General features: G+C 67.4%; 11 protein-coding genes. 3 read left to right on the forward strand and 8 right to left on the reverse strand.

Annotated elements, in window-relative coordinates:
• Positions 1 to 2: 2 nt before the first annotated feature.
• The gene (locus ACYVGY_RS08780) at positions 3 to 467 is read right to left on the reverse strand and encodes a hypothetical protein (RefSeq protein WP_460457109.1); all 465 of its coding nucleotides are present in this window, start codon (positions 465 to 467) and stop codon (positions 3 to 5) included.
• A 199-nt stretch (positions 468 to 666) separates the two neighbouring features.
• Between ACYVGY_RS08780 and ACYVGY_RS08785 the strand changes: the two genes are divergently transcribed.
• Entirely contained in the window at positions 667 to 4,173 is a 3,507-nt protein-coding gene (locus ACYVGY_RS08785; RefSeq protein WP_460457110.1) for an indolepyruvate ferredoxin oxidoreductase family protein, read from the forward strand.
• Positions 4,174 to 4,218: 45 nt separating this feature from the next.
• Here ACYVGY_RS08785 and ACYVGY_RS08790 read toward each other — a convergent pair whose 3' ends face one another.
• The 7 genes from ACYVGY_RS08790 to ACYVGY_RS08820 form a co-directional block, all read right to left on the reverse strand.
• Positions 4,219 to 4,911 (reverse strand): OmpA family protein, encoded by a 693-nt coding sequence (locus ACYVGY_RS08790; protein ID WP_460457111.1) that lies wholly within the window; start codon positions 4,909 to 4,911, stop codon positions 4,219 to 4,221.
• Between the two features lie 110 nt (positions 4,912 to 5,021).
• A complete protein-coding gene (locus ACYVGY_RS08795) occupies positions 5,022 to 5,597 on the reverse strand; it encodes a hypothetical protein (protein ID WP_460457112.1) in 576 nt (191 codons plus the stop codon).
• Positions 5,598 to 5,640: 43 nt separating this feature from the next.
• Complete coding sequence (gene folE, locus ACYVGY_RS08800; RefSeq protein WP_460457113.1) at positions 5,641 to 6,222, reverse strand: GTP cyclohydrolase I FolE; 582 nt, start codon at positions 6,220 to 6,222, stop codon at positions 5,641 to 5,643.
• A gap of 42 nt (positions 6,223 to 6,264) precedes the next feature.
• Positions 6,265 to 7,506: a TCR/Tet family MFS transporter gene (locus ACYVGY_RS08805; protein ID WP_460457114.1), complete on the reverse strand. Its 1,242-nt coding sequence runs from the start codon at positions 7,504 to 7,506 to the stop codon at positions 6,265 to 6,267.
• A gap of 51 nt (positions 7,507 to 7,557) precedes the next feature.
• The gene (locus tag ACYVGY_RS08810; RefSeq protein WP_460457115.1) at positions 7,558 to 8,133 is read right to left on the reverse strand and encodes a pyridoxamine 5'-phosphate oxidase family protein; all 576 of its coding nucleotides are present in this window, start codon (positions 8,131 to 8,133) and stop codon (positions 7,558 to 7,560) included.
• Between the two features lie 45 nt (positions 8,134 to 8,178).
• A complete protein-coding gene (locus ACYVGY_RS08815; protein ID WP_460457116.1) occupies positions 8,179 to 9,351 on the reverse strand; it encodes a class I SAM-dependent rRNA methyltransferase in 1,173 nt (390 codons plus the stop codon).
• A gap of 39 nt (positions 9,352 to 9,390) precedes the next feature.
• Positions 9,391 to 10,503 (reverse strand): GGDEF domain-containing protein, encoded by a 1,113-nt coding sequence (locus ACYVGY_RS08820; RefSeq protein WP_460457117.1) that lies wholly within the window; start codon positions 10,501 to 10,503, stop codon positions 9,391 to 9,393.
• A 350-nt stretch (positions 10,504 to 10,853) separates the two neighbouring features.
• Between ACYVGY_RS08820 and ACYVGY_RS08825 the strand changes: the two genes are divergently transcribed.
• On the forward strand, positions 10,854 to 11,816 hold the full coding sequence (locus tag ACYVGY_RS08825) for a TerC family protein (protein ID WP_460457118.1): 963 nt from the start codon (positions 10,854 to 10,856) through the stop codon (positions 11,814 to 11,816).
• 43 nt (positions 11,817 to 11,859) lie between these two features.
• On the forward strand, positions 11,860 to 12,621 hold the full coding sequence (locus tag ACYVGY_RS08830; protein WP_460457119.1) for a rhomboid family intramembrane serine protease: 762 nt from the start codon (positions 11,860 to 11,862) through the stop codon (positions 12,619 to 12,621).
• The last annotated feature ends 10 nt before the right edge of the window (positions 12,622 to 12,631 follow it).

Raw genomic sequence — 12,631 nt, forward strand, 5'->3', positions numbered from 1 at the left:
AGCTATTCCAGCCTGAGTTTTCCGGTGGCGCCTTCGAAATAGACGTAAAGGTAGTCATTGCCGTCTTCGAAGCTGCCGCCATCCGGCACGTCTCCGGGCCGGTAGACACCGACCACGACCCGAACGTCCTGATCGGTGCAGCCTGCGATGGCCATCGTTACCGAGTCCTTGCCGACGATGGCATTGAGCTCGCTGAGCAGGGCGTCCGACAGGGCCTGGCCACGCACGCTGAGCGACTTGACCCGCGACGCGCGCACGCCCGGCGCCGAGGAAACGGTCTCAAAGGCGATGCTGGCGTCAGGCTGACCGGTCGTGGAGCCTACGCAAGTGAACTGCGCCTGGGTCTGCGAGCTGGCGGGAAGATAGTGAGTCAGGGTGATGGCGTCCAGCGCTTCGGCCTGAGCCGGCGAGGTGGCGAGCACGGCCAAAAGTGCAATGAGAACAGGGGCGTTGCGGAACTGGGTCATTAGGCGCGCCTTCACAAGCAGGGCTTGCCGGCGAGATTGCCGGGCATCAGGCGCTAAGCGCAAGACCTGGCCGACGACTCTTTGGCGAAGGTAGCTGGCCTTGTTGCTGTTTCTGCCCCGACGCGGACCCACGCCACCCGGCCGGACCTGCCGGGCCGGGTATAATTCCGGGTCTTTGCTCCAGCCCCGGAAAACGCCCATGTCTGTCCCCACCCTCCCGACCGAACGTTCGCTCGACCGCGAGTACACGCTCGAGCATAAATACACGCGTGAAGAAGGCCGGATCTACCTGTCCGGGGTGCAGGCGCTGGTGCGGCTGCCGCTGATGCAGCAGATGCGCGACCGCGCCGCGGGCGTCAACACGGCGGGCTTCATCTCGGGCTATCGCGGTTCGCCGCTGGGCGGTTTCGACCTGGAGCTGTGGAAGGCGCGCAAGCACCTGCAGGCCAGCGGCATCGAGTTCACGCCGGGCCTCAACGAGGACCTGGGCGCGACCATGGTGTGGGGCTCGCAGCAGACCAACCTGTTCCAGGGCGCGAAGTACGACGGCGTGTTTTCGATGTGGTACGGCAAGGGCCCGGGCGTTGACCGCTGCGGCGACGTGTTCAAGCACGGCAATGCCGCCGGCACCTCGAAGCTGGGCGGCGTGCTGGCGCTGGCCGCGGACGACCACGCCTGCCGCTCGTCGACGCTGCCGCACGGTTCGGAAGGCGAGTTCGAAAGCGCGATGATGCCGGTGCTCAACCCGGCCGGCGTGCAGGACATCCTGGACATGGGCCTGCTGGGCTGGGCCATGAGCCGCTACACCGGCCGCTGGATCGGCTTCAAGACGATTGCTGAAACCGTGGAGTCCTCGGCTTCGGTCAACGTCAACCCGCACCAGCTCGACATCATCCTGCCGGGCGACTTCGAGCTGCCCCAGGGTGGTCTCAACATCCGCTGGCCGGACCCGCCGCTGGACCAGGAAATGCGCCTGCACCAGTACGCGGTGAAGGCCGCGCAGGCGTTCGCGCGCGCCAACCACATCGACAAGGTGGTGATGGATTCGCCCAAGGCGCGGCTGGGCATCGTCACCACCGGCAAGAGCTATCTGGACGTGCTGCAGGCGCTGGAATACCTGGGCATTGATCGCAAGGTGGCCGAAGACATCGGCATCCGCGTCTACAAGGTCGGCATGACCTGGCCGCTGGAGCCGCTGGGCATCCGCGAGTTCGCGCGCGGGCTGGAAGACATCATCGTCGTCGAGGAGAAGCGCAGCTTCGTCGAGCGGCAGATGAAGGAATACATGTACAACTGGGAGCACCGTCCTTCGATCGTCGGCAAGTTCGACGAGCTCGAGAACTGGGTGCTGCCCAGCACCAACGAGCTGACCCCGGCGCGCATCGCCCGCGTCATCGCCGGCCGCGTGCAGCGCTTCTTCCGCTCCGGGCAGATGGACAGCCGCCTGGAATGGATCAGCGCCAAGGAGCGCGAGCTGGCCGCGCCACGCGCCAATTTCCCGCGGGTGCCGCACTTCTGCTCGGGCTGCCCGCACAACTCGTCCACGCTGGTGCCGGAAGGCAGCCGCGCGCTGGGCGGCATCGGTTGCCACTACATGGTGACCTGGATGGACCGCAAGACCGACACCTTCACCCACATGGGTGGCGAAGGCGTCACCTGGTCGGGCCAGGCGCCTTTCACCGATGAAAAGCACGTCTTCCAGAACCTGGGCGACGGCACCTATTTCCATTCCGGCTCGCTGGCGATCCGCCAGTCGATCGCCGCCAAGGTGAACATCACCTACAAGATCCTCTACAACGACGCCGTGGCCATGACCGGCGGCCAGCCGGTGGACGGCACGCTCACCGTGCCCGACATCGCGCACCAGGTGCGCAGCGAGGGCGTCAAGACCATCGTGGTGCTGTCGGACGACATCGAGAAGTGGAGCAACAAGTCGATCTTCCCGTCCGGCGTCGAGTTCTTCGACCGCAGCGAGCTGGAAGTGCAGCAAAAGCGCCTGCGCGAAGTGGAAGGCACCTCGGTGCTGATCTTCGACCAGACCTGCGCCGCGGAAAAGCGCCGTCGCCGCAAGCGCGGCAAGGTCGTTGACCCGGCCAAGCGCACCGTCATCAATTCGCTGGTCTGCGAAGGCTGTGGCGACTGCGGCGTGAAGTCGAACTGCGTCTCGGTGCTGCCCAAGGAAACCGAGTACGGCCGCAAGCGCGAGATCGACCAGAGCAACTGCAACAAGGACTTCAGCTGCGTGAAGGGCTTCTGCCCGAGCTTCGTCACCGTCAAGGGCGGCGGGCTGCGCAAGCGCAAGGGCAGCGGCAACAAGGAGCTGCTGGCGAACCTGCCGGCGCCGGTCATTCGCGGCGACCTGGAACAGCCCTGGAACATCCTGATCACCGGCGTCGGCGGCACCGGCGTGGTGACCATCGGTGCGCTGCTGGGCATGGCCGCGCATCTGGAGAACAAGGGCGCCTCGGTGCTCGACCAGACCGGCCTGGCCCAGAAGGGCGGCGCCGTCACCACCCACGTGCGCATCTCGAAGACGCCGGCCGACATCCACGCCGTGCGCATCGCCGCCGGCGAAGCCGACCTGGTGCTGGGCTGCGACATGGTCGTGGTCAACGACTACTGGGCGCTGTCGAAGATCCGTTCGGACCGTACCGAAGTGGTGATCAATGATTACCAGGCGATGCCGGGTCCCTTCACCCGCCAGCCGGACATGCAGTTCCCGGCCGACGGCATCGTCGAGGCCATCCGCACCGCACTCGGCGGCCGCGAGCCGCTGCAGGTCGCCGCCACCGAGATCGCCACCGCGCTGATGGGCGACGCCATCGCCACCAACCTGTTCATGCTGGGCGTGGCCTGGCAGCGCGGGCTGGTGCCGATCAGCCTGGAGGCGATCGAACGCGCAGTCGAGCTCAACGGCGCCGCGGTTGAAATGAACAAGACCGCCTTCGCCTGGGGCCGACTGTCGGCGATCAACCCGGATGCGGTGCTGGAAGCCGCGGGCCTGCTGGAAGCCCCTGTGGGAGGGACTTCAGTCCCGATGGCCGGCGCCCTCGACGACGAGGCGATCAGCACGTCCCTCGACGAACTGATCGAACGCCGGGTCAAGTTCCTCACCGACTACCAGGACAAGGCCTATGCCGGCCGCTACGTCGCGCTGGTGGACAAGGTGCGCCAGGCCGAGGCCCGCAAGGCCGACGGTTCGACCGCGCTGACCGCGGCCGTGGCCCGCTACTACTTCAAGCTCATGGCCTACAAGGACGAGTACGAAGTGGCGCGGCTGTACACCTCGGGCGACTTCCAGCAGCGCATTGCCCGCCAGTTTGAAGGCGACTACAAGCTGCACTTCAACCTGGCGCCGCCGATGTTCTCCAAGCGCGATGCCGACGGCCACTTGCTCAAGCAGGAATACGGCCCGTGGATCTTCACGGCGTTCCGGCTGATCAGGAAGCTGAAGTTCCTGCGCGGCGGGGCCTTCGACCTGTTCGGCAAGACCGAGGAGCGCCGCATGGAGCGCCAGCTGATTACCGACTACGCGAAGACGGTCGAAGAGCTGCTGGGCAAGCTCGCTGCCGACAATGTCGGCCTGGCCGCCGAGATTGCCTCGGTGCCGGAACACATCCGCGGCTATGGCCACGTCAAGGAAGCGCATTTCGCCAAGGCCAAGGCCCGCGAAGCCACGCTGCTGGCGAACTGGCGCGCCAGCTGAAGCATCGGGGGCGGGGCGCAGGCCCCGCCCCCGAATCAAGCGCGATCAGGAGCGGATGGGTACCAGGGTGATCTCGACGCGACGGTTCTCGGCGCGGCCGGCGTCGGTGCTGTTGCTGGCCACCGGACGGGTGGCGCCGGCGCCAGTGACCATCAGGCGCTCACGGTTCAGACCGCGGCTGGTGAGGTAATTGGCCACGGCCTGTGCCCGCTGCTCGGACAGCTTCTGGTTGTAGGCGGCGGCGCCAACACTGTCGGTATGGCCGGCGACTTCGACGATGGTCTGGTTGTACTCGGCCAGCGTGTCGGCAACGGTGTTGAGCACCGAATAGGAGTTCGAGCGCAGCGCGTAGCTGTCGAAGCCGAAGGTAATAGCCTCGGGCATGTCGAGCGTGATGTTGTCGCCCTGACGCACGACCTCGACGCCGGTGCCGGCCATGCGCTCACGCAGGGCGCGCTCCTGATTGTCCTGGTAGCGGCCGATGGCGCCGCCGGCCAGGCCGCCGACGCCAGCACCCACCAGCGCACGCTGGCGGCGCTCGGTGGCGTCGCCGCCGCTGAGCAGACCGGCCACGACGCCAGCCGCGGCACCGATCAGGGCGCCCTTCTGGGTGCGATTCATGCCTTCCTCCTCGCCTGCTGGCCGAGGGGCAGACGAGTAGCCGCCCGTGCTCTGGCAGCCGGCGATCAGCATGGCAAGGATGGAAGCGGACAGCACGGTCTTGAATGGGGTCTTCATGGCGAACCTCTGTGGGTTTTGCGGAATGGCCCTTCCAGAGATACTCCTTTGGACGCCCGATAGCGAACCAAGCCACGCGGGCCGTTCAGCTACCCAAACCCCGGCTGACTTCAGAGGGAAGCGGCCTGGTTCTCAAGAATCAGCCCGGCCAGCCAGGCTTCGCCCTGCTCCATCAACTCAAGCGGGGTCTGCTGCCAGCCGGTCAGCACCATCGCCTCGGCGATCGAGAATTCGAGCTGTTGCTTGGTGAACTTGCGCTCGCCGGCAATCACGGCCTCGAGCACGGCGCGCCCCGGCATCGGGGCCTCCATTTCGGCGGTCTTCGCGGCTACCGCCGCGGCCGGATCGTCTCCGCCATGGCTGGCCAGCCATTCGACGCGACGCAGGGCGTCGCTCTGGGCGTCCTTGCTGCCCTCCAGCTGCGGCGCCGCCGCGGCGAGCGACTTGTGCAGGGTGTTGAGTTGGCCGGACACCTTCATACGCTGCAGGTTGGCGGCATCGCGCGCGTGCTCGGCTTCCTCGACGTCCTGGCGCAGGCGTTCGAGCTGGGCGGCCGGCGGTGCGGCGGTACCCAAGGCCTGCAGGGCAGCGTCGAGGCAGGCCAGCCAGTCGCTGCGCTCGGGCAGGGCCGGCGCGGCTTCGATGCGGGAACGGAGATCTTGCAGCTGGGCGCGGGGGTCGCTCATGGCCCGATTATAGGCGTCGCGGCCGCGCCCGCCAGCCTCGGCCTCAGCGGCCGGGGCCGACCTCGATAAAGCGAAGGAATTCGGCGCGGGTGCGGGCGTCCTCGCGGAAGGCGCCCAGCATCTTCGAAGTCACCATGCTGACGCCGCGCTTGTGGATGCCGCGCGTGGTCATGCATTCATGCGCACCCACCACCACCACGCCGACGCCGCGCGGCTGCAGCACTTCCTCAATGCAGCGGGCGATCTGGGCGGTCATCTTCTCCTGCACCTGGAAGCGGCGGGCGTAGGCCTCGACCACGCGGGCCAGCTTGCTGATGCCCACCACCTTGCCGTTGGGCAGGTAGCCGATGTGGGCCTTGCCGATGATCGGCGCCATATGGTGTTCGCAGTGCGATTCGAACTCGATGTCACGCAGGACGATCATTTCGTCGTAGCCGGCCACCTCTTCGAAGGTGCGGGCCAGGTATTCGCGGGGCTCTTCGCGATAGCCGCTGAACCAGTCGCCATACGCGTCCACGACGCGCCGCGGGGTGTCGAGCAGGCCCTCGCGCTGCGGGTCTTCGCCGGCCCAGCGCAGCAGGGTGCGCACGGCGGCTTCGGCGTCTTCTTTACTCGGCTTGTCCATCGTCGTTCTCCGTTGAGGCCCTTATGCTACCCCCGGCCCACGTCACGACGGCGTGCGCGTCACCCGCCACGCCAGCAACCCTGCCAGCGACACCATCAGCGCCGCCAGCAGGAAGGTGGCGCCGGCCAGGGGTCCCTGCACATTGCGCGCGGCCACGAAGGCCAGCGTTTGGGTAAACAGGGTGGGACCCAGGATGCCGGCGATCGAGTTCAGGCTGCCAATGGCGCCCTGCAGCCGGCCCTGCTCGCCCGGTGCGACCCGCGCGGTCATCAGCGACTGCGCCGCCGGCCCGGCAATCGCCCAAAGCGCCGCCACCGGCATGGCCGCCCAGAACCAGTAGCCGTTCGGCGCCAGTGCGTAGAGCACGAAGCCCAGGCCACCCATCGCCGATCCCAGCAGCACGGTGCGGCGGTCGCCCAGGCGGCGCGAGATCGGCCCGATCAGCCCACCCTGCACGATCACGCTCAGCACGCCGACCAGCAGCAGGGTCCAGCCGATCATGCGCAGGCCGTCGCTGCCGTTCCAGCCAAAACGATAGTCGGCGTACAGCACGAAGGTCAGCGGATACACCAGGTGCGCCATCGCCATCAGGAAGCTGACGCTGGCCAGGCCAAACAGCTCGGGATGGCCACGCAGCAGCTTCAGCGCGCCCAGCGGGTTGGCGCGGCGCCAGTCGAAAGCGGCGCGACGCTCCGGTGCCAGCGACTCGGGCAGCACGAAGTAGCCGTAGCAGAAGTTGATCGAACACAGCGCCGCGGCGACATAGAACGGCAGGTGCAGGTCTATCGCTCCCAGCCAGGCGCCCGCCACCGGCGCCAGCGTGAAGCCCAGTCCGAAGGCCATGCCAAGGCGGCCGAAGGCGGCGGCGCGTTTTTCCGGTGCGGTCACGTCGGCGATGTAGGCGTTGGCGGTGCTGAAACTGGCCGAGGTGATGCCGCCGAACAGGCGCGCGATGAACAGGAGCGGCAGCGTATTGGCCATCGCCATGATCAGGAAGTCGATCGCCAGGCCGGCGTTCGAGATCAGGATGACCGGCCGGCGACCGAAGCGATCCGACAGCGCCCCCTGCACCGGCTGGGCGAAGAACTGCATCAGCATGAAACCGGTGGCGAACAGACCGTGCCAGATCGTACCGCTGGCAATCTCGCCGCCGGTGACCTTTTTAAGCAGCGGCGGCAGCACCGGAATGACCACGCCGAACGCCAGCACGTCCACCAGCACGGTGATGAAAATGAAGGCTAGCGCGGCGCGACGTGCGCCCGGCGCGGGGGCGGGAACGTCCAAGCGACGGCTTCCATGGGGCGGGGAGCGAAGTCTAGCCGAAGGCCCGCCGGTTCACGGCGACAGCCAGCTGCCCTGCCAGCGACCGTGCTCGGGCCGGAAGCCGGCGCGGCGATGGCCGCTGGCCGCCAGCGACAGCCAGTCCAACGCGTCCAGGTGCAGCCGAACCAGCGCGAAGTGGCCACGGGCGGCGGTCAGGCTCGCGGCGTCGGCCGTGGTCGGGCGATCACCATCGGCCGGATCAGCCAGCGCCGTTCCGGGCGCCAGCGGCACGGCATAGGTCGCTCGCGCGGCGCGGCCACAGGCAGCCCAGGCGGCGTCGGCTTCGGCGTCGTCGAGATGAAGCACGACCCGGCCCTGCAGCCGCAGCTGTTCCCGGTGGCCGAAGAAACACCAGGCCAGCCGGGGATCGGCCTGCAGCTGGGCCAGCTTCGGGCTGCGCCGATCGGTGTGGAAGGCCACCGTGGCGGCGTCCGGATCCACCGCGCGCAGCACGGCGTAGCGCGCCTGCGGGCCGGCCTCGGCGGCATTGGCAAGCACGCCCTGGTGGAAGGGATCATCGCGACCGCGGGCGCCCGACAACAGGCGTGCCCAGGCGTGGGTCCAGACGGCGTCGAGGGAATCGAACATCAGCCAATTAGTCCATCAGGCGCGTGTCGGGCGCGCGAACAGGGCTCATTCGACCCGGCAGAACACGGCCTTGAGGTAGCGGCTTTCCTTGACGTGCGCCATGAACGGATGGTCGGCGCCGGCGCCGGCCACCTTGAGGATCTGCACGGTGCGGCCGGCGTAAAACGCCGCGCGCCGGATCATGTCCAGGAATTCCTCTTCGCCCACCAGGCCGGTGCACGAGCAGGTGAGCAGCACGCCGCCGGGCTTGATGACCTGCATGGCGAGCTTGTTCATGTCGTTGTATTTCTTGAGCGCCGCGATCACCTGCTCGCGGTCGCGCGTGAGCTTGGCCGGGTCGAGGATGACGACGTCGAACAGTTCGCCGCGCTGGTGCGCATCGCGCAGGTAGTGGAACAGGTCGGCCTGCACGAACTTGACCTTGGCATCGTTCAGGCGCGCGTTCTTCTCGGCGACCTCGAGGATCTCTTCGTCCAGGTCGATGCCGATGACTTCGTCGGCGCCACCGCGAGCTTTGGCGTAGATCGCGAAACCGCCGGAATTGCAGCAGATATCGAGCACCCGCTTGCCCTGGGTGAAGCGCGTGAGGTATTCGCGGTTGTCGCGCTGGTCGGCGAAGAAGCCGGTCTTGTGGCCGCTGCCCGGGCTGGCGCGGAATTTCAGGCCATGCTCGGTGATGACGCTGGGTTCGGGCGCCGGCGGCGAGCGGAAGTCGAAGCTTTCCTGCTTCTGCACGTGTTCTTCGGAGAAGCTGTAGAAGCGGCAGCCCGGGAACTCGGTGCGCAGGGCGCTGTAGATCCATTCGCGGTAGCGGAACGGCCCCGCCGAGAAGAATTCCACCACCAGCAGGTCGCCGTAGCGATCAATGACCAGGCCCGAAATACCGTCGCCTTCGGAATGCACCACCCGCCAGGCATCGGTAGTGGCCTCAAGCTGCAGCAGGTCGCGGCGCAGGGCCACGGCGGCGCGGATCTTGCGCGCGAACCAGGCCTCGTCGATGGCTTCGTCACGGTCTTCAGTCAGCACCCGCAGGGCTATGCGCGAGTGGCCGTTGTAGAAGCCCCGACCCACCCACTTGCCGGTGTTGTCGACGATGTCCACGAGGCTGCCCGGCTTGGGCTTGGCCACGGGCTTTTCGACCATCTTCTGGAAGATCCAGGGATGGTTCGAGCGGCGCTCGATCTTGAGCTGGATGACGGGCAGGGCGGCGGTATTCATACGCGAATGATACCGGGGCCGGCGGGCCGCCGCTGGCGTCTAGCCGCCCGCGTCCAATTCGACCCGGTCGCCGCCGGCGCGTTTGGCCCGGTACATGGCCTGGTCGGCGCGCTTGAGCAGATGGTCGAGGTCTTCCTCGCCCAGGGAAGACTGGGCAACACCGATCGACAGCGGCACCGGCACCTCCATGCCCTGGACCCGGAGATGCTTCTGGGCCAGGGCATCGCGCAAACGCTCGGCCACCACGCGGGCGCCGGCGGCGTCCGTGCTGGGCAGCAAGGCCACGAATTCGTCGCCGCCCAGGCGGCCCAGCAAGTCCTCGCCGCGCAGCACCAGGCGCGCGCGCTCGGACAGGTGCTGCAGCAGGCGGTCGCCTGCCTCGTGGCCCAGGCTGTCGTTGACGTCCTTGAAGCGATCCAGGTCGATCAACAGCGCAGACAGCGGCCGCTCGTAGCGGCGCGCCTCGGACAGCAGACGCTCACCCTGCTCGACCAGGCCGCTGCGGGCCAGCACGCCGGTCAGGGCATCCACCGACGCCAGCTTGCGCAAGTCGTCATAGGCGCGCTCGGTATGCATCAGCACGAAGCCCAGGCTCAGGAACATCACGCCCACGCAGGCATAGACGAACACCACCGTATCGCTGGCGCCGGCGTCGAGCAGGCTGCCTACCTGGCGCGGATTGGACAGGTGCTCGAGGAAGCGCCAGGACGCGGTGATCACGCCGAGGGCGGCGAAGGCGCCGGTCAGCCGCGCCGCGGTGAAGCCGTCCCGACGAAAGGCCGGCGCGAGCGCCAGCGACATGCCGGTGAACAACATGATTCCCGTGGCCGAGTTCACCAGCACGCGCGCGCTGTAGTGCGGCCAGGCCTTGGCGAACAGGATCAGCAGTACCGTGGCCGCCAGCACCGCACCCCACCATAGCCAGCGACGCTCGGGCCGCCCGCAAAAGCCGCGCAGGGCCCGGCACATCTCTGCGAAGCCGAACAGGAGCAGACCGTTGCCCAGGGAGATCGAAATCAGGTCCGGCACCGCGCCCCGCGAGGCCAGCAACAGCCAGGCCAAGGGCTGCATGACCAGGCCCACGGTCCAGATTCTCAGGTGACGCCGCCGTTCGACCGGAAACGAGCGCCCGGCCTGGGTCAGCAAGATCACGGTCAGAGCGCTCAGAAGCACTCCCACCAGCATCACTGACCTGACATCGAGCCCCATAAACCGCTCCCACCCCAACTGCTGCGCAACCTTAGCGTACCCCGAGCCAGACTGGCCGAACCGTGATTGACATCAGATTCACCCCTCGTGCCAAACTCTTGGCCGTAGAAGGGGAGTAGCTCCCGCTGCCGATATCGTCATCACGGGCCTGGACCGCTGTCCAAAGCCCCGGTACGGCAGGCAGGCCCGTCGGGCCTGCGAGCGAGACCTTCGCCCGCCAGCGGCGCAGCCTGTCCCGTCCTGGGATGGCTGGTTCGCCTGCGGTCGAGGCAACTCAGCACCGGAGATATAGATTGGAAACCATCGCTACCCCGCTCATGTGGGTCATCTTTACGGCCTTCGTGCTGGCCGCGCTCGCGGTTGATCTGCTGGTCCTGCGCCAAAACGGTCCGCACAAGGTCTCGACCCGCGAAGCCCTGCTGTGGTCGGCGGCCTGGATCGCGCTCGCGCTGATCTTCAACGCGGGCCTGTGGTGGTACCTGCAGGACCGGATGCCCGGCCCCGAGGCTGACCGGATCGCGCTCGAATTCCTGACCGGCTACCTGGTCGAGAAGGCGCTGGCGGTGGACAACATCTTCGTATTCCTGATGCTGTTCACCTACTTCGGCGTTCCCGCGCAGTCGCAGCAGCGGGTGCTGATCTTCGGCGTGCTGGGTGCGATCGTGCTGCGCGGCATCCTGATCTTCGTCGGCGCGGCCCTGATCGCCCAGTTTCACTGGGTGCTCTACCTGTTTGGTGCGTTCCTGCTCTTCACCGGCCTGAAGATGTTCTGGGCCGTCGGCCAGGAGCCGGACATGGACAAGAACCCCATCCTGCGCTGGATCACCGCCCACCTGCCGCTGATCCGCCGCTACCACGGCGAAGCCCTGTGGATCGGCGAGGGTAAGCGTCGCAAGTACACGCCGCTGTTCGTGGTGCTGGTGATGATCGCGATCACCGATGTGATCTTCGCGGTCGATTCGATTCCGGCGATCTTCGCCATCACGCTCGATCCCTTCATCGTGCTGACCTCGAACGTGTTCGCGGTGCTGGGCCTGCGCGCGCTCTATTTCCTGTTGGCCGACATGGCCGACCGGTTCCACCTGCTGGCCTATGGCCTGGCGATGGTGCTGGTCTTCATCGGCAGCAAGATGCTGCTGATCGACATCTTCAAGATCCCGGTGGCGGTGTCGCTGGGCGTGGTCGGCGCCGTCCTGGTGACGTCGATGGTGCTTAGCCTGATGATCAAGCCCAAAGCCGGGCCCGGCCAGGCCTGAGCCTGGCCTTGCCCCGGCCAGCGCCGGTCCCCATCTAGGTTCGATGGACGAACAAGCCCAACGTCATGCCTCCGCCGTGCGTGATCGCTTCCGACGCGCACTGCTGGTGAGCATGATCTTCGTGGCCGTGTTGGGCGCCATCTTCTTCGGCGGGCCCTGGTTGGGCGACCTGCGGCCCTTCACCCTGTCGCCGCAGTCACCCGCTGGCCTGCTGGGCGTGCTGACGGCGCCGCTGCTGCACGGCTCGGCCGGACACTGGCTGGCCAACGCCTCCGGCCTGCTGATCCTGGGCACCCTGGTGGGCACGGTGTATCCGCGCGCCGGCCTGCGCGCGCTGCCGGTGATCTGGCTGCTGTCGGGACTGGGCACCTGGCTGATCGGCCAATCGCCCTCCTTCCACCTGGGCGCCAGCGGGCTGACCCACGGCCTGGGCTTCCTGCTGTTTACCCTGGGCGTGCTGCGCCGGGACAAGGCCGCCATCGCGGCCGGCCTGATCGCGTTCTTCTTCTTCGGCGGCATGTTGCTGACGGTGCTTCCCCGCGAGGCCGGTGTGTCCTGGGAGTACCACTTGTGCGGCGCCGTGGCGGGCGTGCTCGCCGCCTTCCTATGGCGCCACGCCGATCCCATGCCGCCGCAGCCGCGCTACAGCTGGGATGACGAGCCGGAAGTCCCCGAGCCCGATCCTGAGTTCGAACTGCCTTCGCCCGGCGAGGTCCCGGTGCTTTGGCAGCGCCCCAAGCCACCCACGGGCGTGGTGCTGGAGTTCCGGCCGCGCCCGCCTCCGCAGGAGCCGGAGCAACGCTAGACCCCAGCCA

It is taken from the genome of Arenimonas alkanexedens, assembly GCF_054781355.1.

Coding starts and splice junctions, on each gene's coding strand:
- ACYVGY_RS08810 (WP_460457115.1), bottom strand. CDS start 8,133: ATGTTCGATTCCCTCGACGCCGTCTGGACCCACGCCTGGGCACGCCTG.
- ACYVGY_RS08780 (WP_460457109.1), bottom strand. CDS start 467: ATGACCCAGTTCCGCAACGCCCCTGTTCTCATTGCACTTTTGGCCGTG.
- ACYVGY_RS08785 (WP_460457110.1), top strand. CDS start 667: ATGTCTGTCCCCACCCTCCCGACCGAACGTTCGCTCGACCGCGAGTAC.
- ACYVGY_RS08830 (WP_460457119.1), top strand. CDS start 11,860: ATGGACGAACAAGCCCAACGTCATGCCTCCGCCGTGCGTGATCGCTTC.
- ACYVGY_RS08790 (WP_460457111.1), bottom strand. CDS start 4,911: ATGAAGACCCCATTCAAGACCGTGCTGTCCGCTTCCATCCTTGCCATG.
- ACYVGY_RS08795 (WP_460457112.1), bottom strand. CDS start 5,597: ATGAGCGACCCCCGCGCCCAGCTGCAAGATCTCCGTTCCCGCATCGAA.
- folE (WP_460457113.1), bottom strand. CDS start 6,222: ATGGACAAGCCGAGTAAAGAAGACGCCGAAGCCGCCGTGCGCACCCTG.
- ACYVGY_RS08815 (WP_460457116.1), bottom strand. CDS start 9,351: ATGAATACCGCCGCCCTGCCCGTCATCCAGCTCAAGATCGAGCGCCGC.